This window comes from uncultured Nostoc sp. (genome assembly GCF_964245445.1).
Lineage (GTDB): Bacteria > Cyanobacteriota > Cyanobacteriia > Cyanobacteriales > Nostocaceae > Nostoc.
The window spans coordinates 1-22,863 of record NZ_CAXTNE010000022.1; the positions used below are offsets into that span (position 1 = coordinate 1).

A 22,863-nucleotide genomic window follows, 5' to 3' on the forward strand; every position below is an offset into this window, starting at 1 on the left:
GTTGTTAGCGATCGCTGGTTTTTGATCCTACCTCACCAAATCGCGTTGCTCCCGACGTGCTATTGGTGCAGTAGGATTTGATGTCAGAAACGGTGATTATATTGTCATTCAAGCGAAAGCAGTCATTTTATGTACAGGTGCTTGTGGCAGATTAGGATTACCTGCTTCCGGTTATCTCTACGGCACTTATGAAAATCCTACCAATGCTGGAGATGGCTATTCAATGGCTTATCATGCAGGTGCAGAACTTAGTAATATTGAATGCTTTCAAGTTAATCCTTTAATCAAAGATTACAACGGACCCGCCTGTGCCTATGTTGCTGGGCCTTTTGGCGCACATACTGCTAACGCCGAAGGAAATCGCTTCATTAGCTGTGACTATTGGAGTGGTCAAATGATGTTGGAAATCTGGAAAGAATTAAATTCTGGAAAAGGGCCAGTCCAATTGAAAATGACCCATCTTGATGAAGATACAATTGCAGAAATTGAATCCATACTTTGGGCGAATGAACGACCGAGTAGAGAACGCTTTCATCAAGGTAGAAATGAAGATTACCGCACCCACGGCGTAGAGATGCACATTTCTGAAATAGGCTTATGTAGCGGTCATAGTGCTTCTGGTGTGTGGGTAAATGAAAATGCTCAAACAACCATCCCAGGTTTATATGCAGCCGGAGACATGGCCAGCGTTCCCCATAATTATATGATTGGAGCATTTGTTTTTGGTCGCATAGCCGGAACTCATGCCATTGAATATATCCAAAATTTAGATTTTATAGAACCAGATATAGAGTTTTTAGAAACAGAAAAAGCTAGGATTTATGCACCTCTAACTCGTCCTAATGGTGTACCTCATACCCAAGTCGAATATAAATTAAGACGCTTAGTGAATGATTATCTGCAACCACCAAAAACAGGTAACAAAATTGATATTAGTTTGAAACATTTTGTTCAATATCAACAAACATTAGATGTAATGGGCGCTCGTGACCCCCATGAATTAATGCGTTGCATAGAAGTACATTTTATTCGAGATTGTGCAGAAATGGCAGCCAGAGCATCATTATATCGTCAAGAAACTCGTTGGGGACTTTATCATTACCGCTTAGATTACCCCGAAAAGAATGATGATGAGTGGTTTTGTCATGTCAACTTAAAGAAAGATGAATCAGGACAAATGATATTGTTTAAGCGTCCTGTAGATCCTTACATTGTGAATGTAAATTTACATCATGAAATTTATGATATAGCAGCGAGATAAAAATGAAATATTTATTTTGGGATTTTGATAATACACTAGGTTATCGTCAAGGAATGTGGAGTGAAACATTACATTCAATTTTAATATTGAATGGAATCCACAATATAGATTTAGAAGATATTCGACCATTATTGAAGAATCGCTTTCCTTGGCACTCGCCTGAAATTCCCCATAGTTTATTGTTTAATGAAAAAACATGGTGGGAATACATGAATGAATACTTTGCAGAAATATATGAGAGAGTAGGGATAAATAGAAATCAGGCAATAAAATATGCTTTCCAAGTCCAAAATGAATATAAGAATATTGAAAAATGGCATTTATATGATGATGTAATTCCTACTTTACAATATACAATCAAGAATAATTATAAAAATATAATTTTATCAAATCATATACCTGAGTTACACGAAATTATTAACGAATTAAATATTACAGAATACTTTGAAGAAATATATACGTCTGGAAAAATTGGACATGAAAAACCCAGCCTCAAATTTTATACTCATGTCATCAATGATTTAAAGATTGAAAAAACAGAATGTATAATGATAGGTGATAGCTACAATGCTGATATCGCTGGGGCATTACAGGCGGGTATACAAGCAATTTTAGTTAGAAAGCCTAATGATAAAAATTATAAACTTTATAGTCCAGATTTCAGAGAAATACTAAAAATAATTAGAACAGTTTCAACTATGGAAGAAAGCATTTTCGTGAATTAAAGAATTGAATGAGTTATAAAGCTATAATTTTCGATCTCGATAATACACTGTTAAATTTTGAAATATGTGAACGTCAAGCTATTCTTGGCGCCTTGGAAGCTTGTACAATATCTTTAGATTTAAATGGAATAAGTGAAAATGTTTTTCTTCAAGTCTTTGAAACTTAGAATTCCAAGTATTGGAGACAGCGAGATATCTTTTCTCCTGGTGAGCTAATCGAAATGTCTTATCGAAGTACACTTGCTCAATTAGATATACAAACAGATCAAATCAGCAATCTTAGTCAAAGTTTTTGGCATATTTTTAATCATTCTGTTGTAATGGAACCTGATATAAATGAAATGCTAACTGTTCTCGCACGCAATTATCGTTTGGCTGTAATTACGAACGGTTTTGTATCAGCACAACTACCGAGAATGCAAGCTGCTGGAATTGAGCATTTTTTTGAAGCAGTTGTAGTTTCTGAAGCAATTGGTTTTGCTAAACCATCTCCTGAGATATTCCATCATGCTTTATCTAGGTTAAATTTAACATCAGCAGAAGTTCTTTACGTTGGAGATTCTCTAAAGCACGACTATGTAGGAGCAACACAAGTCAAAATGGATTTTTGCTATTACAACCGAAAAAAACAAAATTTACTACAAGAAGTGCAACCAAAGTTTATGATAAGTGAACTCTTAAAGTTGCTGGAGTTGGTTAACTAACAGGCTTTTGATTTATTCATTTAAAGCTTAAATGGTTTTGTTTAAATTATTTTGAAGAGTTTTATCATAAATATGTCTATTTATAATTCAATTGGTCAACAATATTCCAAAACGCGCGTTCCTGATATCCGCATTGTCAATAAATTAATTGATTTACTCAATTTACCCAAAAATAGCATTATTGCTGATATTGGGGCTGGTACTGGTGGTTACAGCCTAGCGCTAGCTAATCAAGGATTTTTTGTTAATGCTATTGAACCTTCTTTGGTAATGCAAAAACAAGCATTAGAATATCCGCAAGTTAAGTGGTTCACTGGCTATGCAGAAAATTTACCTTTACCAGATAAGTCTGTTGATGGCGTTGTAAGTATCTTAGCAATTCATCACTTTACTCATCTCGAAAAAGCGTTTCAAGAAATGCAACGAATTATTAGAGATGGGACAATAGTTTTACTAAGTTTTGATATTAGATTAGCTAAGAAAATATGGCTTTATGATTATTTTCCGTTTTTGTGGGAAGATGCCTTACGATTTTTACCACTTAATGAACAGATAAACTTAATTCAGAGAAATACTAAAAGGCGTGTTGAAGCCATACCCCTTTTGTTACCATACGATTTATCTGATTTATTTGCAGCAGCAGCCTGGAGGCGACCAGAGTTATATCTTCAAACAGAAGTACGTGCGGGAATATCATCTTTTGCATTAGCAAATCAAGATTTAATTGAGCAAGGAGTACAGTTACTTACAGCAGATTTAAGTAGTGGGGAATGGACGAAAAAATATGGCGATATTCACAATTTGACAGAGATTGATATAGGCTATCGTTTTATCCGTGCAATGGTGGATAAGTAAATAATTGTAATTTAAAATTAAATTATGACAAAAAAAGTTACTGTAGGTGAGAAAATTAAAATTAGACAAGCTGATATTAAAGATGTAGAGAGAATTGCTAGTCTTTGCGAACAACTTGAATATTCTGTGACAAATCAACAAATAGAACAGCGCCTTACTAAAATTAAAAATAACGATGCTTATATTGTGTATGTTGCTACTCTAGAAGATGAATATGTAATTGGTTGGGCGCACGCTCATATTTGTGACTCAATAGTTATTTCGACTCCAGCAATTCTTTTGGGATTAGTTGTAGATAAAGATTATCGTCATAGTGGAATTGGACGTTTTTTGATGCAGCAAATTGAACAGTGGGCTTCTCTGGCTGGATGTGAGGGTGTTCTGGTACGTTCTAATATTAAACGTCAAGAGGCTCACTCGTTTTATGAAAAAATTGGTTATACGAATATCAAACAGTCGGTGACATTTTATAAAAAATTGCAACCTCGAGAGTAAATAATTTCAAAAATGATTACTGGAATTAACCACATTACTTTATCTGTCAGAGACTTAGAGGAATCTATTAATTTTTATACCAATGTGCTAGATTTTCGCTTACTAGCAAAATGGATGAAAGGTGCTTATCTTTCGGTTGGTGATATTTGGTTAGCATTAATTTTAGACCAGAAGGTTCGAGAAAGTCCTATACCTGAATATACCCATATTGGTCTGACTGTTTCTATTGAAGATTTTCCTATTCTTAGCCAACGCATTCAGCAATCAGGATCAAAAATTTGGCAAGAAAATAAAAGCGAAGGAGCTTCTTTATATTTCCTTGATCCGAATGATCATAAACTGGAAATTCATGCTTCTGATTTAAAAACCAGAATAAAAAGTGCTAAAGCATCTCCGTGGGAAGGGTTAGAATTTTTCATTTAAAGTTTATTAATTGAATTAGGGAGTAATAAATGTATGGCTTTAATCACACAAAGAATAGATGTTCCTGTCATCGTTGACGAATCAAAGTGTTTAGAAAAATGCACAGCTTGTATTGAAATTTGTCCCCTTGATGTATTAGCAAAAAATCCAGAAACAGGGAAAGCATATATGAAATATGATGAGTGCTGGTTTTGTCTCCCTTGTGAAAAAGAATGTCCCACCAATGCAATTACAGTACAAATTCCCTTTTTATTGCGATAGTTTTTCTTTTATCCTTTGTGACTCTGTGGTAAGATAATGAATGATGACCTCAAAAATTGGCTAGAAATGCTGCGATCGCCTGATGTAAATGACCGCTTAGTAGCTGTCAAAACCTTACAACATTTAGGCGATGAAGAAACAATAGATGCTTTAATTATCACTTTGAAAGATGAAAGTATCGCCGTACAAAAAATAGCGATCGCTGCCCTTTGGGAAATTGCCGATCCTGTGGCAATTCCTGCTTTAATTGAATGCCTCGGTTCAGCAGATACAAATATTCGCGCTGAAGCCGCATCAGCATTAAACGAGTTAGTTACACAAGACGAATTGTTACTTTTACTAAATAAACTCCAAAGTAATGATGTAAATATTCAATTAAATATTTTGGTGCTTTTGCGGAAGATACATGATATTCAATCTTTACCCGACATTTTACCATTTTTAGAATCAAAAAATCCTGAATTAAGAGAAGTAGCCGTTACGACACTGCGATATATCAATCAACTAGAAAAATGTCCGCAAGCTTTAAATTTAATCTTTGATGAGGAAGCAAATGTACGTCGTGCTGCTGCTTTAACTTTAGAACATTTACAAGATACACAAGTAATTACAATACTTGCTCAAGCACTTACAAATGATAGTGACTGGCAAGTTCGCCGTAATGCAGCCAAATCTCTGGCTATTCATGAAAATCAGCAAGCAATTTCAGCATTAGAAATAGCTTTAAATGATGAGCATTGGCAAGTACGCAAATCAGTAGCACAAGCTTTGCAAAAAATCCCAGATATTCAAGTTATGCCGAGATTAATTCAAGCATTAACAGATGAATATGCAGATGTCCGAAAAGAAGCTGCGATCGCACTTGGTAATTTAGCTCATCCTGATGTTATTAACCCACTGCAACAAGCTTTAGATGATCCTGACAAAGAAGTGTCCATCCAAGCGCAACGGGCAATTCAAAAGATTCAAAGAGATAGAATAGTCTCGATTGAGTAGTAAATAACTAAGGGAAAGGGCAATGAAAAATCCATTTCCTGGAATGAACCCGTATTTGGAACAGCCTGAACTTTGCTATCAAGTTCACAACCTTTAAAGACAGTGCGTAGGCGTAGCCAGCCGCAGGCATCGCCCAAAGAAGAAGCTTGGGTGAGAGGAGTTTTGCAGAGGTTCTAAATCGAAGCGATCATTCTTGGTAACTCAGTAATGCCCTGACTTTTCACGGCATGTGGAAAAGGCCATTTTGAGGGTTTTCCAAGCCCTGATTTTTCCGTTAGCTATTTTCATTAACTTAAAGCTATTGACAATTAGGCTGTGGAAAAGTCACGTTTTTTCGGGGCTTGAAGACTTCCCGTGAAAAGTCAGAGTAATGCCAACCCGATTAAAGATTTGCTAATTTCGCAATACAAATTCTTTACTCCAAATTATTAACCTGTGATCATCAGCAATATTTATTAGGTGGACTTTATCGACAAAACAACGATAATTTAAATTTAATTGCTGTGCTTCTTCTAAAACCTGCAAAAATTGAGCTAGATTTTTTGTAAATCTTCCTAACGTTAAATGGGGAATAAATGGTAAATTATTTACGTAATATTTAGCTAATATACCTGTATATAATTCATTGTGTAATTATATCATATCTACCTTTCCTTCTTTAACCATTAAAAACAGATATTCATCCCATGATTGTTGCAATCCTTTGAGACAAATAGGAAATGTTTTCCACTTACTCAAGATATTATCAATATGAATAATGAGATTGTTTTCATTAATAGACTCGATTATGGGAAATACAAGTGTAATATGTGGTTCTATTAAATAAACTTGTGGATCATATTTCTGCCTTATTTGATTGATATTCTTTGTGTTAATATTGGGGTAATGTACGATTGCGTAAGACATATTGATAAATTATTAAAGGTTATACAGCAAATTTCAACTTCTCTACTTCGCATAGCGTGTCGAAGACAGAGGCTACGCGAAGTAGAGGTACAGGAATTCCCTTTTAACATCCAGAAGATATGACTACAGCCCATCAGCAAGAAGTCGTCCAATTACTCAAACAGGTTATCGAACCTACCTTAAATAATGACATCCTTAGTTTAGGAATGGTACGAAACTTACGCATAGTTGATGACTATATTTACTTACGTTTATATATTGGTTCTCATCAGCACCAATTACAGCCAGAAATTCAATCTAAATTGTCATTTATATCTTGGTGTAAAAAAACTTATATTCAAATTTGTACAATTCCCGGTGTTAAAACAACTCTTGCAATTTCTAGTGGTAAAGGTGGTGTGGGCAAATCTACAACAGCCGTTAATATAGCCGCAGCTTTAAAATTACAAGGTGCAAAAGTAGGATTATTAGATGCTGATGTTTATGGCCCCAATGTTCCCCAGATGTTGGGTTTAGGAAAAGCTGATATTCAAGTGATTAATACTCCCACAGGTGATAAGTTTTTACCTTTAGAAGTTCAGGGAATAAAAATAATTTCAGTGGGTTTACTTGCAGAAGCAAATCGTCCTTTGGCATGGCGGGGGCCTGTATTGCATAAAATTATCACGCAATTTTTGCAAGATGTGGAATGGGGTGAATTAGATTATTTATTGATAGATTTACCTCCAGGTACAGGTGATGCTCAAATTACAATTATCCAAGAAAGCCCAATTTGTGGAGTCATTTTAGTGACAACTCCTCAACAAGTGGCTGTTGCAGATGTACGACGTAATATATATATGTTTCGCCAAGTGGGTGTTCCCGTCCTTGGTATCATTGAAAATATGAGTTATTTAATTTGCGGTGATTGTGGTTTACGCACACCGATTTTCGGTAGCGGTGGCGGCGAACAACTGGCGGCAGAATTACTTGCGCCTTTGTTGGGACAAATTCCCATTGATCCCCGCATTTGTAGCGGTAGTGATACTGGAAATCCGATTGTAATGAGTGAATACACTTCACCAGCAAGGGAGGTTTTTACACAAATAGCTATTTCATTAAATAGTACTTTTATGCTACACGATGAGTCAACGCGGCTTGACTAAGCTTAGTATTTTACTTTTTGGGGTGCAACTGCATTGCAATCAATGTACAGAATTTGTTTCCTCACATTGCCTATAACCTCAGCTACTTGCCTTGCTGCTTCTGTTGCGGCGGGGACTAGAACTTATAGCACTACATCAGATTCAATTACCAGTTCTGTGAGAGAACCTACATCTTGGATGTTGCCTGCGGCGGCTAATTGCCGAGTTCGTTGACTGCGATCATCTAGGGCGGCAATGGTCTTCAATCCATTTTGATTGAGAACAGATGCGTAGACGCGTTCGCAAAGCGTTGCCGCAGGCTAGCAGCTTGTCGTCAGACATCGCCTGCCCCATGTCACCTGGACTTAAAATACCAACAGTTTGGATTTGCATGGGAAAATTTATTTTTACCTGTATTCAGCTTTTAATTAATTCCCTGATTTTGGTGATTGAGTTATAAGGTAAACTACGGTAGTTTGATAAAATTACCGTAGTTAATCTAAGTAGGAACCTACCATACATCATTCTCTAGAAGCAAGCTAAAGACTGTATTTCTTCATTTATCATGCCGCCAAAGAAGATATTTTAAAGTTACTTACAAAAAATAAAACATGACTCATAAGCAATGGACAGAAGTTGATCGTTACATCACTGATTTGCTTGTGCCTCCTAATACTGTATTAAATGCTAGGGAGTGCGTCGTTTTCACGAATTGCTCAGTGCTGAAACGCCTGTGAGTGCCACAGCAATCCAGACTGTGGGTAGCAAAGGCTATGACGGTTTTGCGATCGCTGTTGTGACATCTGACAATTAGCAACCTTCTCCAAACTCCTTAACTAAGCCGTAGTTTCAATAAATCTATTCAAACCGAAATATGTCAGACATTGCTGATTTTTCTGCTTCTCAACTGTTATCGCTATATCGCGATCACCAGTTATCACCAGTTGCCGCAACCAAAGCTGCCCTAGAACGGATCAATACTTACAATAGCTCAGTTAACGCCTTTGCGATCATAGATGAAAACACTGCTCTGGCTGAAGCCCAAGCCTCAGAAGTGCGTTGGCTAAATGGAAATCCCCGTGGTTTAGTGGATGGTATACCTTTTACCGTCAAGGATTTACTATTAACCAAGGGTTTACCAACGCGCCGAGGGAGTAAAGCGACAATCTCCCATCAACCTTGGGAAGAAAATGCACCTGCGGTGGCTCGTCTGCGGGAACAAGGAGCAGTTTTATTAGGAAAAACCACAACCTCTGAATTTGGTTGGAAGGGTGTCACCGACAGTCCACTGACTGGTATCACCCGCAATCCTTGGAATACAGATTTGACTCCCGGAGGAAGTAGCGGTGGTGCTGCTGTTGCTGCTGCATTGGGCATGGGAACACTGCATCTCGGTACAGATGGTGGTGGATCGTCAAGAACACCGGCGGCGTTAACAGGTGTGTTTGGTTTAAAACCGACTTTTGGACGTGTTTCTGGCTACCCATCAGCCCATACTGGATCATTGTTTCATATTGGCGTTTTGGTTCGCACCGTCACTGATGCCGCACTCACATTAAATGTCATCGCCCATTCTGATGTGCGTGATTGGTATGCTTTACCAGATGACAAACAAGACTATACTTCTGATTTAGACAAGGGTGTAGCCGGATTGAGAATTGCTTACAGTCACAACTTTGGCTATGCTGAGGTTGATGCAGAAGTAGCTGCTTTAGTTAAAGCCGCAGTTGATGTCTTTGTTAAACTCGGTGCGATTGTCGAAGAAGTCGATCCAGGTTTTGTGAATCCTCGCCCTATTTTTCAAACCTTTTGGCAAGCTGGTGCAGCTAAGTTATTGCGTGGCTTTAGTCCAGAACAACAAGCTGTAATTGAAGAAGGTTTGCAAGCTACAGCCAAAGAAGGCGATCGCCTCACCTTAGTAGAATATCTCAGCGCCCAAGATGCCCGTGAAGCATTGGGACGTCAAATGCAAATATTTCATCAAAGCTATGACTTATTACTTACTCCCACCTTACCGATAGTTGCTTTTCCTGTTGGACAAAATCGGCCTCAATCATCTATTGATCATCAGCACCGAGATTGGACACCTTTTACATATCCTTTCAACCTTACACAACAACCTGCTGCATCTTTACCTTGTGGCTTCACCAAAAACGGTTTGCCTGTTGGTATACAAATTGTCGCTGCAAAATATAAAGATTTACTGGTATTGCAAGCAGCTAAAGCTTATGAAAGTGTTTTTCCTTTCATCATGCCGTTAGGAGCAAGTGATTGAGGCGAACAACGTAGTTTCCAATGTGTAATTCAATACCTCTGCCAATTTACTAGGGTTCAACGCCGATGGAAACGGGATGAATACGTCCATGATAAGTTAGCTAATCTTAAATATTTATTTATCGGAAATGCAAAAATACATCCATTTATGAGTTCCTACCTGGAATTAGGTGATATTACACCTATCGTAACAAATTTTCCTAAATTGGAAGTTTTGCAAATACGAGGTGGTTGATGTTTACATATCAGATATAAACCTTTACGACATGAATGTTTAAAAACCCTATTGATGTTTCAATAAATTATCTCTCTAGAAATCTGATTGAGGAATTATCTCAACTAGATTGTCAAGTAATTACAAATTCACAGGCTAACGACGAAAACGAGGAATCTGAATTTGGCGATCGCTATACCTGTTTATACGAATAAACAATACATTAGATAAAGTAGTTTTTAATTTTCAATGGTGCGTTATACCAATTCTCTAAAATAAGGCAACAAATGTAAGCAGGGATTGCCTTGCTGCATCTAACGTTTCTCAATTGCGTTAGCGAGTCCGCGAGCGTCATTGTGTAGCTTGCTTCTCGCTTTTGGCGAGTATTGCGAATTGCGAATTGGTATAACTGGATGTTTCCAAGTTTCTTGTTTACAATTTTCATACAGTTCTACAAATTTGCGCCGACCAACTTCACTTAACCAGACTTGCGTCCCACGAATTTTAAAATCTGCCAAAACATCCCATTGACCTTGATTGACTGAAGCCATTACTGTCATATCTACCAAAGGCACGCGGAAAATTTCAAGCAAATCCAGTGCTAACGGTGCAGCTTGCGTAGGCGCAGCCCGCCTTAAGCATTGCGGTTGATGGTAAAAACCTAAAGCAGCTTCTAAACCAACAACTAGAATACTGTTTATTACATCCTTGAGTAAAAGTGCATAGCCAAAACTCAGCAGTGGATTGAACTTATTTTTGGGTGGGCGGCGATTTCGATCGCTAAAGCGCAGTTATTTTAAGACTTCTGGTGAAATCAAACAGGGTAAAGCACCAAAATACAGCGCTGCTAAATTTCCTTCTAGCCCTAAAAGAGATTCCAAAGATTTAGCATTATGAACTTGTTTAAGAACAGCTTAAGTTGGGGATTCTGCATCTATACCTGAATCTACCCAGACGATAAATTGAGTGTCTGTGAGCAACTCCTGGTAATCTGGTCGAGCATTGGTAGGATCGCTAATTTCCTTCTTCTTAAATCGGCGGAATGTTCTGATTATGGTTGATTTTGTAGGTTGAGTGAGAAGGGTGATCGCTAACCTAGTTCCACAATGTCAGTAGATCGAAAAGTTTTCCAGAACCCTTACCAGCCGTTCATTTGAGTTTGGGAACACAATCTGCTGGAATCCTGCCGCAATCTACTTTTCAAGGAACGGGCGTTATAGGTGGGTTAAGAGTACAGTGTAAGCAATCGCGATTATCAGCCCCAAAACTCGGCTGAAACCCTGATGATTTCGTCAACTTACAAAAGTTTTCGATCTACTGAAGGAATGTTAAGCTGAAAATTATAGCGTAAACATTTACTCCTGTCTTAAAGGTGGTGAATTTAAGAAACCACTGCTAACAAAATATGATAAGTATTTATCTAGGATTTTAACATCCATTGGTGGACAAACAATTGCAGAATCTGCCAATCCATTGAGGGTATTCTGATAGTCATAATCAACTGTATTTTGATACAACTCCATGATTGTCAAAGAATTTTGATAGACTTTTTCAGACATCATCGATAAAAGCGGATGTAAAGCATTTTCCTGAGAGTGCCTGAAACTTGCAATTAGCTGATCTTTCCACTGAGTATATGGTAACTTCTTGAGTTGATAACCATAAGAACAAATAAACTCAAAAAGCTCGATGAGTCCAATATTTTGGTCTGGTGGGGGTACTATATGGAAAGCCTTTCCTAGAGATTCTTGCTTTTTGGATAAATGGACAATTGCTCTAGCTGCATAATCCACAGGAATCAATTCTTCTTTTTGATCTATGAGTTCAGGATAACTACCAAGCTGTATGCATCCTTTAATAATTCTAGGCACGTAAGAATCTTTTGTATGAGCAACACCTGTTTTGCTATGTCCCATGAGAAATCCTGTTCTGAAAATGCTAACAGGTATTCTTCTAGACTTGGCAACCCATACAAGATTTTCGGCTACCCATTTGGTTTGAGAATAGCCAAGATCCAGAGCAACATAGTCTTGACAAGACTCGATGTTGTCATCTTCGTAAACTACTTTTTGTCCTGTAAAATGGCTAATTGCACCAAAAACAGCAATGGTAGAAATGTAATGCATTGGTTTAATTTTGCCCATACAAGCTAATCTGAGAACTTCTTGAGTTCCGAGAACATTGGATTCTTTAATTACAGAGTATGGTTTAGCAAAATTGACTTGGGCAGCACTGTGATAAATAGCATCAATTTGCAGAGCCAGTTTTTCAAACTGGTTGCTAGGAAGACCCAAGTATGGCTGTTCTAAGTCTCCCGGAATCGCAATCACATGAGAGCTAAAATTTGGGTGATGGAGGGAATATTTTTCTAGGTTTTGTTGAATCTTTTCTAACCCTTCATGCTCGTTTGTGGAACGCACCAGGCAGTATATTTTTGCTTGAGTTTGATGTAGCAGTTCATCAAGTAAAAAAGCCCCCAAAAAGCCTGTAGCTCCTGTGAGAAAAACATGACGCAGTTCATTGACCTGAGCAACAGACCTTCCTTGGGCATTGATGGCGGGATCGAGTACTACCTCAGATTTTAGATCGATGGCACTGGTTAAAGCAGAAACGCCATCTCGACGCACTGTCTCTATTACCTGAGCCAGCGCTTCTATAGTGGATTTTTCAAACAAGCTTTTTAGAGGTAAATCTACTTGAAAGGTTTCTCTCACAAAAAAAATCAACTGAGATGCTAGTAGGGAATTACCGCCAAGGTCAAAGAAATTATCGTGAATCCCAACTTCTTTGATCGCCAGAACTCTGCTCCAAATTTCAGCCATTTGTTCCTCAATTGGAGTACGAGGTGCGACAAATGCTGCTTTCAAATCGCTTCTATCCATTTCAGGCTCTGGTAGACTGCGAATATCTATATTGCCGTTGTATATCCGCTTAGTTTGTCCATTGCCTAAGATTTGCCGATCGCCAGGGAATGTTAACAGGGGTAAGTTGGAAATTGTCTGGTCTGGGTTAGAGACAATACTCTGTATTAAAGTAGAAAAATGTTCCACCATCAGAGCGATCGTCTCAGCTTTAAATAGGTCAGTACTATATTCCAGGTTGCCCAATATCCCTGCTGCTGTCTCGCGCAGTTCGAGGTATAGATCGAACTTGGATGTCCCGTTATCAATTTCCAGACGGTTCATTGTCAATCCGGGAACAGTCAGCTTAGGCGTTGGGGTATTCTGAAGATTAAACATCACTGAAATCAGTGGATTTTGGTTGAAGTCCCGTTTGATCTGTAGAGCATCAACTAGCTTCTCAAACGGTAAGTCTTGGTGAGTATAACCCGATAAAGCTACTTCCCGGACTCGACCTAACAACTGCCGGAAACTTGGGGAGCCGGACAAGTTGGTTCGCAATACCAAAGTATTGAGCAAAAACCCAATTAGTCCTTCTAATTCAGAACGGTGGCGGTTGCTAATAGGAGCACCTACTAAAATGTCTTCTTGCCCTGTGTAGCGAAATAGGAGTGTCTGGAATGCTGCCAACAAGGTCATAAACAAGGTAGTACCCTCTTGGCGCGAGAAAACATGAAGGGCATCGGTTAGAGATTTGGGGATAACGACCGATTGACGCGCCCCCTGATATGTTGGCTCCAATGGTCGTGGATAATCGGTGGGCAATTCTAATATAGGTAGACTGCCGCTCAAATGTTGCTGCCAATAAGCAAGCTTATTATCTAAAATTTCACCTTGCAGCCACTGGCGTTGCCAAGCTGCAAAGTCAGCATACTGAATAGCTAAGTCAGGAAGGGGCGAAGGGTTGCCAGTGGAGAAAGCTTGATAGAGGACTGACAGTTCCTCGAACAAAAGATTTAAAGACCAATCATCACAAAGAATATGGTGCAGGTTGAGGAGGAATATATGTTCCTCTGAACTCAATTGCAGCAATGTTGTTCGCAGCAATGGCCCTTGAACTAAATCGAAAGGACGTTGGGCTTCTTCAAGGATGAGCTGGCGGACTTGAGATTCCTGGCCATCTGGAGACAGCCCTTGGAGGTTCACTACTAAGAGTTTGATGGGAAAAGTTGAGTGGATAACCTGTATGGGTTGTCCGTTCAAGCTCGAATATGTAGTTCGCAGGACTTCATGACGGTTGATAATTTCATTCAAACTCTGTTCTAATATTGTGGCGTTGAGTATACCTCTGAGGCGAAAGGCTTCCGGAACATTGTAAAAAGCATGGTTGGGTACTAACTGGTCAAGAAACCACAACCTTTCTTGCCCAAAGGAAAGTGGTAAATCGCGATGGCTACGCCCGCCGCAGGCATCGCGCCCAATGGATTGTATTGACACAACAGAATATCCTATGTCTTCCTGTTGTGCTTGTCTAATGCTGTCAGCTATTTCAGAGATGGTGGGCGCTTCAAAGAAATGCCGCATTGGTAATTCAACTTGAAAGATATCGCGGATACGGCAGAGGATCTGAAAGGCTAGTAAGGAATGTCCTCCCAACGCTAAGAAATTGTCATGAACGCCAATGTTTTTTAGACCCAATACATTAGACCAAATTTCTGCTACTCGTTTCTCAATAGGAGTGCGAGGAGCAACAAACTTCTCATTTGCATTCAAAGTTTGAACGGGTGCTGGGAGCGCCTTACGATCAACTTTTCCATTAGCTGTTAAGGGTAAAGCACTCAATTGCACAAAGCGAGAAGGGATCATGTAGTCAGGCAATTTCTGTTTAAGAAAACGGCGTAAATTACCAACATTCGTGTCTGATGATTCGGGCTTGAGAACTACGTAAGCTATTAGGCGTTGGTCACTAGGAGAAAATTCTTTAGCAATCACTACAACTTCTTGCACATCAGGATGTTGCCACAGTGCAGTTTCAATTTCTCCTAGCTCAATCCGGAAGCCGCGAATCTTTACTTGTTGGTCAATGCGCCCAATATACTCAATGTTGCCGTCTGGTAAGTAGCGAGCTAAGTCACCTGTTTTGTAGAGGTGTTGTTTTTTAACCATTTGCTTGGTGTCTCCACCAGGCTCACTAATGAATGGGTTGGGGATGAATCGTTGATCTGTCAGTTCTGGACGGTTGAGATAGCCTCTGGCTAGTCCCTCGCCGCCAATGTATAGTTCTCCAGAAACACCTGTGGGTACTATCTGCATTTGTTCGTCCAACAAAAGACAGTATGTGTTGGCGATCGGACGACCAATGGTCACGATGCTGTCACCTTTCTTCACCAAGGCAAACGTGGAATAGGTCGTATCTTCTGTAGGGCCGTATAGATTAAAGACTTTTTGAATATTGTCCAACGCATATATCTGCTGCACCAAACGATTTTGCAGAGGTTCACCTGCTAAGTTAACGGTGCGAACAGAAGCGGGTATACCTTGAATTCTCAGTAACTCTGCGATCGCAGATGGCACTGTATTGATTAAAGTGACTTCTTGAGCGGCAAGTAAGGTAGGTAAATACAAGGCATTTTCTGCCAAAATCACTTTACCACCCCAACTGAGGGGAACAAATATTTCAAAAACTGAGAGATCGAAGCAAATAGATGTTGCGGCCAGCACTCCAGCTAGATCCTCTGTTGTAAAAACTTCTCTTGCCCAATCCAACAGAGCGACTGTGCTGTGATGTTCAATAGCTACCCCTTTCGGTTTACCAGTCGAACCGGAGGTGTAAATGACATAAGACAGGTTTTTATCTGTAACTATACTGGTCAGATTCTCCTGGTTTTGTTGAGTAATTGCCTCCCTATCACTATCTAGACAAACTATATGGGCCTGATACTCTGGAAGCTTTGAAAGTAAATTTTGTTTTGTCAGTAGTATCGATAACTGTGAGTCCTTTAGCATTAAAGCTAGGCGCTCTGAAGGATAGGCTGGATCTAAGGGGACATAAGCTCCGCCTGCTTTGAGGATAGCTAATAGTCCAACAATCATTTCCAGCGATCGCTCCAGGAAAATGCCAACTAGAACCTCAGGTTTGACATTCAGGGTCTGTAGATAGTGCGCTAGTTGATTAGCTTGCTGGTTAAGTTCTTGATAAGAAACTTGTTTGTCTTCAAAAATGACCGCAATTTGCTCAGGTGTTTTTTCTACTTGATATTCAAACAACTGATGGATGCATATATCATTTACGTAAACTGCTGGATTTTCTTGCCATTCCAGAAGCAGTTGGTCTACTTCTATCTTGGGTAGACTGAGGTCTTGTTGAGAACTTTCAGTAGAATTTTTCATTACGAAACAGTATTTTTGAATCCTACTATTTTATTTGCAAATACTTAAAGTGGCTAGTCAAAATTCAAAGTTTACAGTGACTGTTATTTGTCATTATGAAAAAGTAAATTGTTATTGCCAAAAAAGACTGCGCAGCAAGATTTTTAAAAAATCTAAAATAGTAAGATTGGCAAAGTTTTCCTGACTCAAATAATATTTAACATTATTAGTTTTCGATCAGAAATGTTGAGTAGATTGCTATCAATTCAAAGCTTAGTTACTTAATATTATAACTAAACTGTTCAGTCTGGGTTTGGTGATAGGTTCTGTGACTTGAATCATAAAATGGTAGTCATTGCCACTTTATGCTTAGAAAACAGCCACTTTATCCTTTAAGTCAATACAGTTCAGTTAAGCATTTTTTCTTCTCTTTCTTCTCTTCCTTCTCTTCTCTACGAGAGGCTGCGCCCTAAGCGTTCGCGTAGCGTCTCGTAGAGAAGCTATGCCGCAGGCTTTACAAGACGCTGCGCGAATGCGTCCTACCCTGCGGGAAGCCGCTTTGCGTCTATGCGGTAGCCTCCGGCAAGCGGCTTTGCGTCTACTTTAAAAAAATTCACTTTGACAAAGAGTAAACCCTTAACCCAAGCGTATTGTCCTTTAAGTGACATTCACCTTTCCTAAAAAAGTGTAATGTTTCTACTTGGTATGAGTTTGGAGAAATGAAAAAAGTAGGCATTTCGTAAGAATTAATTGTTCAATAGATAGGGAGAACAATCTCAAATTCAGTTCCCTCAGTGGGCTGAGAACGCACAGTTAAAGTACCACGATGTTGTTGGATAATAGAGTAGCTAACAAATAACCCCAAACCTTGACCACGACCAACGGGCTTTGTGGTAAAAAACGGTTCAAAAATCCGCTCTTGCAGATTCACAGGAATCACACTATCTGTATTGGCGATCGCAATTCGTAACCATTCACGATCTATCACTCCAGTACGAATCCGAATTTCTGGGTATTTGCTGCTTTGGAGATTATCTCGAATCGCATCAATGGCATTGTTAATTATATTCAGGAAGACTTGATTCAACTGGCTAGGATAGCAAGTAACTAAAGGTAGATCGCCATACTCCTTAATGACGCGCACTTCGGGTTGATTTTCAGAAGCTTGTAAGCGATGTTGCAAAATTAACAGCGTGCTTTCAATACCACTGTGTAAATCTACAGCTTTGATTTCGGCTTCATCTAAGCGAGCAAAGTTGCGTAAACTCTGGACAATGTTGCTGATGCGCTCGCTACCAACCTTCATAGATTTTAAGGTTTGATTGGCATCTTCAAACAGAAAATCAAGCTCAATTTCTTCCTTCATCGCTTGAATAGCTGGATTAGGTTGGGGATATTCCTGCTGATAAAGTATCAGCAAACGCATCATATCTTGAATGTAATTTTCTGTATGGGTGAGATTACCCTTAATAAAATTAACTGGATTGTTAATTTCGTGAGCAATACCAGCTACCAATTGGCCGAGGGATGACATTTTTTCGCTATGAATTAATTGTCCTTGAGTTTGCTGCAATTTTTTCAAGGTCTGCTCTAAATCTTGGGCTTTTTGGTTGAGAGCTTGGGTTTTGTGTTCTACCTCTGCTTCTAGGGTGTAAGAATAGTTTTCGGTTTGTTGATACAGACGGGCATTTTCCACAGAGATAGCGGCTTGACTAGTTAGGAGTTGGAGAATCTCGATGCGATCGCTGGTAAAAGCGCCTAAAGTTAAGTTGTTCTCTAAGTACAAAATACCACTGAGTTTTCCTTGGCGACTAATGGGAGTACATAAAACAGATTTGGGCTGGTGAGTGATGATGTAGCGATCGTTGGCAAATTGCACTGAATCACTCAAGTCTTCAAATACAGCTGTCTCTTGAGTTCTTGCTACTGCATAAATCAAAGTTTGGGGAATTTCTGAGTATTGCTCCAGGGGAATTTCTAAAGTTTTTACCAGTTGTTGATCGGCTTGAGCTACAACTAACCATTGTTCCTCTTGGCGAAGAACTAAATGACCGATTTGTGCGCCGGCATTGGCGATTGTAATCTGCATCAAGGTTGCCAACAGTTTCTCTAATTCAATTTCTTGAGAGATGGCTTGTGCAGCTTTCATCACTGCTTGCAAATCTAAATATAAATTTTGGTTATTAGAGCTTTTAGTTACACTTCTCATTAAAGTTGAGGCGATGGTTAGCCCAGATGTGATGGCAAGATTAGTCGGTTGGAGAATGGCTGTTAGTAGTTGCGGATATTCTTGTTCTAAATGGGCGACTTTCGCCTTTGCACCCCAATGGGCGTAGCAGTAATAGGCTTCTTGGATATAGTCTGCGGCCATCTTCTCTTTGCCCCAAGCAAGGTAGAATTTGGCAGCCAGATCATTGCTGAGTGCTTCTTCTTGGATATAGCCGTTTTCTTTTGCCCCCTGAATGGCTTTTTCATAGTAGGTCATTGCGTCTAAATGACCCAAAATTTTTGCCCGCTCTGCTTCAACTAAATCGTATTTGTGTTGATGATTGGCAGGAGCGTGGAACGCCCACTGACTCATCAATTTCTGGTTTTCTGCAACTTTTTCTAGTGCCCATTGTTGCTCTGCCTCATTGCCATTTGAACAGGTAGCCAGCAGAGCGAGGGAGTAGTAGAAATTATGTTCCGCAAACTGCAAGAAGCCAACCATGTTTCCCCGGTATTTTTCGGCTTCTTTAGCATGGATGAGTGCCTGCTGATAGTCCTTAAAGATGAACAAAAGAATGGTCTTTGCCAGATGGAGCAGGAATAGAAGAGTTCCGTTTTGAGTTTCAATTAAAATCGGCAGCATTTTCCGCTCGTCGAAACTTTCCCCAACGAGTATTAGGGAATCTTCTGCTGCTCCCATCAAATTCAACACGAGCTGACCACAAATCTGCCCGAAGTAAATTTGATACTCTTGTTTGAATTTCAACAATAGATCGATGTATTTTTGCTGTTGCTGATTCACCTGCTCCAGTGTTTCACCAACGAAGAAAAGATAGTTACAGTAGGAGGTGGCATTGTAGCAGGCATACTCTACATCACCCACTTCTAATCCAACCTGAATAGCTTCACGTAGGGGAGCGATCGTTTTGCGAGCGGGTTCTTGCCAGTGCCGCACAAACACATCAAAAATGTTAATCACTTTTGCATACAATTTCCTGTCGTTGAAGCGCTCCAGCAATTTTAATCCTAATTGTCCAAACCGATAGCCTCTTTCAATTCCGGTTGGGCTACCACATAAAACCAGACCATAAAAGGTGTAGCCAAATGCCGAAAATGCCGAGTTGCCAAATTGAATCGATAGGTTCACTAGTGTGTAAGCAATCAGTGGTAACATATCTGGTTTAGCGTTCAGGCTGGGAGTGACCATTGCGATCGCAATTCGCATGGCTGCCAACTTGTGCGGATCGAGCATCTCTGGCAGGTTCATTAAATCCTCGATCGCTAACTCCAGTGGGGGTTCTTTAAAGAGCGGTTCACCCAAAAACTCCAGCACTTGTAGACAGATGTTGATCGCTGCCAGCATTTGATTTTGAGCAATGTAGAAATAGATCCTGATTTCATACATCTTGACCTTTTGCAGCAAATCCTGGGCGTGCTGAAGAACAATTTCTGAAAGCTGTTCTGCCTGCTCGAAATGGGCAGTCAGGTACTCAATTTCAGCCGCTTCTGTATGAAGGGCAAGGGTCAGGTCGTAATGATCTTCCCAACCGTTTTCTGGGAGCGCTGCCAATCCTGCTGTGAAGTATTTACTTGCCGTTTCATAGGCAGTTGCTGCCTTGGCTTTTTGTCCTGCTTGCAGGTTCATTTGAGCCAGTTCATTGCGTTGATCTCGATCCAATTCTTGCAACCTGGAGATTTCGTTACCATTTTGTGCATTCAACGATCCGGGAGAAGTGTTTTGAGCCGTCAATCTCAGACCGTAATTCAATTGATTGACAATTTCAAAAATTTTCCCTTCTCGCTCTGCTTCAGGCGTATTTGCCCACAGTTGTTGCCCAATTTTGAAGTGGGTAGACTGTTTTTGATCTTCTGGAATCAGACCATAGGCAGCTTGTTGGACGCGATCGTGCAAGAATTTATAAGGAACGACAATCTCACCACCGCGATCGATGTTGTCTGAGTTATTTGATTGGAAGAACTTATAGGTTTCACTAATGGGGAGAATCAGCCCTTCTTGTAACGCCGTCCATAGGTTGGTCGCCGTATCAATAGCTGATTTTTCAGAGACCATCGCCAAGGTATTCAAATCAAATTGGTTGCCAATACAAGCCGCCAGTTTCAAAACCTCCTGTGTCTCCATTGGAAGTTTCTGCAACTGCAATGCCATGAACTCTACCACTCCATCGGTCAATGCCAACTGCCGCACCGAAGCCAGGTCACATTGCCAGTAACCCAGCTCTGGCTGGAACTGAATCCAACTCTCCTCGTGCAGTGCTTTGAGAAACTGCATTGTAAAAAAGGGATTCCCTTTGGTTTTCTGATATACCAATTGTGTTAGGGGTTGAGCCAGTTCATTGGGACAACTTAACGTGTCTGCCACCAATTGATTCACCGTTATTTCCACCAAGGGTTCCAGGGTAATCGTATTGACGGTAGCTTGGGCTTGCTGAATCTGCTCCAGTGTCAGTATCAACGGATGAGTCGGAAAAACTTCATTATCTCGATAGGCACCCAGAATAAGTAAATATCCAGAACTGGCTTCACTCATCAATAATTGCAGTAAGTTCAGAGAAGCCGAATCTGCCCATTGCAAGTCATCTAGAAACATCACCAGAGGATGCTCAGGGGTGGTGAAAACCTGGATAAATTTCTGAAATAGCAAATTGAAACGATTTTGGACAGCACTACCAGATAGTTCTGGGACTGGGGGCTGTTGACCGATAATTCGCTCTAGTTCAGGAATCACATCAACGATCGCTTGTCCGTTTTCACCCACAGCCGCCAAAATTTTCGCTTTCCACGCCGCCAATTGAAAATTACTCTCACTCAGCAGTTGTCCCATCAAATCACGAAAGGCTTGCATAAAGGCACTGAACGGAATATTACGCTGGAACTGATCGTATTTGCCTTTGATGAAGTAACCGCGTTGTCTCACAATCGGTTTATGGACTTCATTGATCGCCGCAGTTTTACCGATCCCGGAAAATCCTGCTACTAGCATCATTTCTGAACTGCCATTAGCGACGCGCTCAAAAGCTTTGAGCAAGGTTGCAACTTCTGTTTCTCGCCCATAGAGTTTTTCGGGGATAATGAAGCGATCGCACACATCCCGTTGTCCCAGGACAAAAGTTTCTATTCTACCCGTTGCTTTCCATTGATTGAGACAGCATTCTAAGTCATGCTTCAAACCCAAGGCGCTCTGATACCGATCTTCGGCATTTTTCGCCATCAACTTCAATACTATCTCTGAGACGACCGCCGGAATTTGTAGATTAATGCTGTGTGGGGCAAGTGGGAGCTTGGCTAAATGACAGTGTAATAACTCCATTGGGTCATGGGACTCAAACGGTAATTGTCCGGTCAAAAGTTCGTACAATGTCACACCTAAAGCATAGAAGTCACTGCGGTAATCAATACCACGATTCATTCGTCCGGTTTGCTCTGGGGAAAGATAGGCAAGGGTTCCTTCCAAAACATTGGGATTTTGGATTTCCTGGTTTTCGCGCGGGAGGAGAGAGGCAATGCTGAAGTCAATCAGCTTGACTTGGTGCGATTCTGGATGAATCAGAATGTTAGCAGGTTTGATATCTTTGTGGATGACTCGATGCTGGCAGACATCATGGAGAATATCGGCAATTTGTCGGGCTATTTCTAAAATTTCCTGTAAAGATAGGGAATAATTTTGGGTATAATCCCGTAGGGAAATGCCGCCAAAGTCTTCCATCACTAAGGCATAGCTGTTACCGTATGCTTCTAGGCTTAATGGAGGGATTATGCCAGGAATGTTAAGATTTTTGGTAATTGTATACTGGTTACGAAACTGTAATAATTCGCTAAAGGTGGGGTAGTCTTGCCATAATAGTTTAATCACCACTGGACGCTGACTTGACTCCTGCACTGCTCGATAAACTATTGTCTGAGAACCTGCATAGAGCTGCTCAACAATGGCATAACCAGGGATATACGGCAATAGATTTGAATCGGGGATTGCTGCCAGTGTCGTCATAGCGTCAAGTTAAAATCTTTAGAAGAAGTTTATAATTTTAATATTTCCCAAAAATTTGGCAGAATAAACATTCCGTAACTTGTATACATAATTAATTAGCCACAATTAGGCAAGAATGCTACGAAATAACGGAATTCAATGCTGCTTGCACGAAGGTTGTCAATGACAGTTATATCAACAAGTATGCAAACAGTTAGGATGA

14 protein-coding genes and 3 pseudogenes are annotated in these 22,863 nt (G+C 40.0%); 12 read left to right on the top strand and 5 right to left on the bottom strand.

The features are described 5' to 3' along the window. Nucleotides 1-55 precede the first annotated feature (55 nt). The 9 genes and pseudogenes from ACFE90_RS06100 to ACFE90_RS06140 all read left to right on the top strand — a co-directional run. Nucleotides 56-1,261: pseudogene (locus tag ACFE90_RS06100) on the top strand (fumarate reductase/succinate dehydrogenase flavoprotein subunit); the annotation flags it as partial. A 2-nt stretch (nucleotides 1,262-1,263) separates the two neighbouring features. After that, nucleotides 1,264-1,986, top strand: coding sequence for an HAD family hydrolase (locus tag ACFE90_RS06105; RefSeq protein WP_375498691.1), 723 nt, complete (start codon nucleotides 1,264-1,266; stop codon nucleotides 1,984-1,986). A 221-nt stretch (nucleotides 1,987-2,207) separates the two neighbouring features. Beyond that, the gene (locus tag ACFE90_RS06110; RefSeq protein WP_375498693.1) at nucleotides 2,208-2,690 is read left to right on the top strand and encodes an HAD family hydrolase; all 483 of its coding nucleotides are present in this window, start codon (nucleotides 2,208-2,210) and stop codon (nucleotides 2,688-2,690) included. A 72-nt stretch (nucleotides 2,691-2,762) separates the two neighbouring features. Beyond that, on the top strand, nucleotides 2,763-3,545 hold the full coding sequence (locus tag ACFE90_RS06115) for a class I SAM-dependent methyltransferase (RefSeq protein ID WP_375498695.1): 783 nt from the start codon (nucleotides 2,763-2,765) through the stop codon (nucleotides 3,543-3,545). 24 nt (nucleotides 3,546-3,569) lie between these two features. Continuing rightward, nucleotides 3,570-4,040: a GNAT family N-acetyltransferase gene (locus ACFE90_RS06120; protein WP_375498697.1), complete on the top strand. Its 471-nt coding sequence runs from the start codon at nucleotides 3,570-3,572 to the stop codon at nucleotides 4,038-4,040. A 12-nt stretch (nucleotides 4,041-4,052) separates the two neighbouring features. Further along, nucleotides 4,053-4,463 carry a VOC family protein gene (locus tag ACFE90_RS06125; protein WP_375498699.1) on the top strand — a complete coding sequence of 137 codons (411 nt, stop codon included), beginning with the start codon at nucleotides 4,053-4,055 and terminating at the stop codon, nucleotides 4,461-4,463. Between the two features lie 33 nt (nucleotides 4,464-4,496). Beyond that, nucleotides 4,497-4,724 (top strand): ferredoxin family protein, encoded by a 228-nt coding sequence (locus ACFE90_RS06130; RefSeq protein ID WP_375498701.1) that lies wholly within the window; start codon nucleotides 4,497-4,499, stop codon nucleotides 4,722-4,724. A 36-nt stretch (nucleotides 4,725-4,760) separates the two neighbouring features. After that, a complete protein-coding gene (locus ACFE90_RS06135) occupies nucleotides 4,761-5,720 on the top strand; it encodes a HEAT repeat domain-containing protein (protein WP_375498703.1) in 960 nt (319 codons plus the stop codon). A 22-nt stretch (nucleotides 5,721-5,742) separates the two neighbouring features. After that, the gene (locus ACFE90_RS06140) at nucleotides 5,743-5,817 is read left to right on the top strand and encodes a DUF4058 family protein (RefSeq protein ID WP_375498773.1); all 75 of its coding nucleotides are present in this window, start codon (nucleotides 5,743-5,745) and stop codon (nucleotides 5,815-5,817) included. 296 nt (nucleotides 5,818-6,113) lie between these two features. On the opposite strand, the pseudogene ACFE90_RS06145 reads toward ACFE90_RS06140, so the two are convergent. Next, a pseudogene (locus tag ACFE90_RS06145) lies at nucleotides 6,114-6,626 on the bottom strand (2'-5' RNA ligase family protein). Nucleotides 6,627-6,745: 119 nt separating this feature from the next. Between ACFE90_RS06145 and ACFE90_RS06150 the strand changes: the two are divergent. Further along, on the top strand, nucleotides 6,746-7,771 hold the full coding sequence (locus tag ACFE90_RS06150) for a P-loop NTPase (protein WP_375498705.1): 1,026 nt from the start codon (nucleotides 6,746-6,748) through the stop codon (nucleotides 7,769-7,771). A gap of 122 nt (nucleotides 7,772-7,893) precedes the next feature. Here the strand turns inward: ACFE90_RS06150 and ACFE90_RS06155 are convergent, their stop codons facing one another. Next, nucleotides 7,894-8,016 (bottom strand): hypothetical protein, encoded by a 123-nt coding sequence (locus tag ACFE90_RS06155; RefSeq protein WP_375498707.1) that lies wholly within the window; start codon nucleotides 8,014-8,016, stop codon nucleotides 7,894-7,896. Nucleotides 8,017-8,624: 608 nt separating this feature from the next. On the opposite strand from ACFE90_RS06155, the gene ACFE90_RS06160 reads away from it, so the two are divergent. Together ACFE90_RS06160 and ACFE90_RS06165 are read left to right on the top strand one after the other, a co-directional pair. Next, nucleotides 8,625-10,025 carry an amidase gene (locus ACFE90_RS06160; protein WP_375498709.1) on the top strand — a complete coding sequence of 467 codons (1,401 nt, stop codon included), beginning with the start codon at nucleotides 8,625-8,627 and terminating at the stop codon, nucleotides 10,023-10,025. A gap of 269 nt (nucleotides 10,026-10,294) precedes the next feature. Next, nucleotides 10,295-10,453, top strand: a complete 159-nt coding sequence (locus ACFE90_RS06165; RefSeq protein ID WP_375498711.1) for a hypothetical protein — start codon at nucleotides 10,295-10,297, stop codon at nucleotides 10,451-10,453. A 99-nt stretch (nucleotides 10,454-10,552) separates the two neighbouring features. Here ACFE90_RS06165 and cas1 read toward each other — a convergent pair. From cas1 to ACFE90_RS06180, 3 genes and pseudogenes are all read right to left on the bottom strand, one after another. After that, nucleotides 10,553-11,137: pseudogene (cas1, locus tag ACFE90_RS06170) on the bottom strand (CRISPR-associated endonuclease Cas1); the annotation flags it as partial. A gap of 456 nt (nucleotides 11,138-11,593) precedes the next feature. Beyond that, nucleotides 11,594-16,468, bottom strand: a complete 4,875-nt coding sequence (locus tag ACFE90_RS06175) for an amino acid adenylation domain-containing protein (protein WP_375498713.1) — start codon at nucleotides 16,466-16,468, stop codon at nucleotides 11,594-11,596. A 733-nt stretch (nucleotides 16,469-17,201) separates the two neighbouring features. Beyond that, on the bottom strand, nucleotides 17,202-22,661 hold the full coding sequence (locus ACFE90_RS06180; RefSeq protein WP_375498715.1) for an AAA family ATPase: 5,460 nt from the start codon (nucleotides 22,659-22,661) through the stop codon (nucleotides 17,202-17,204). Nucleotides 22,662-22,863: the final 202 nt, after the last annotated feature.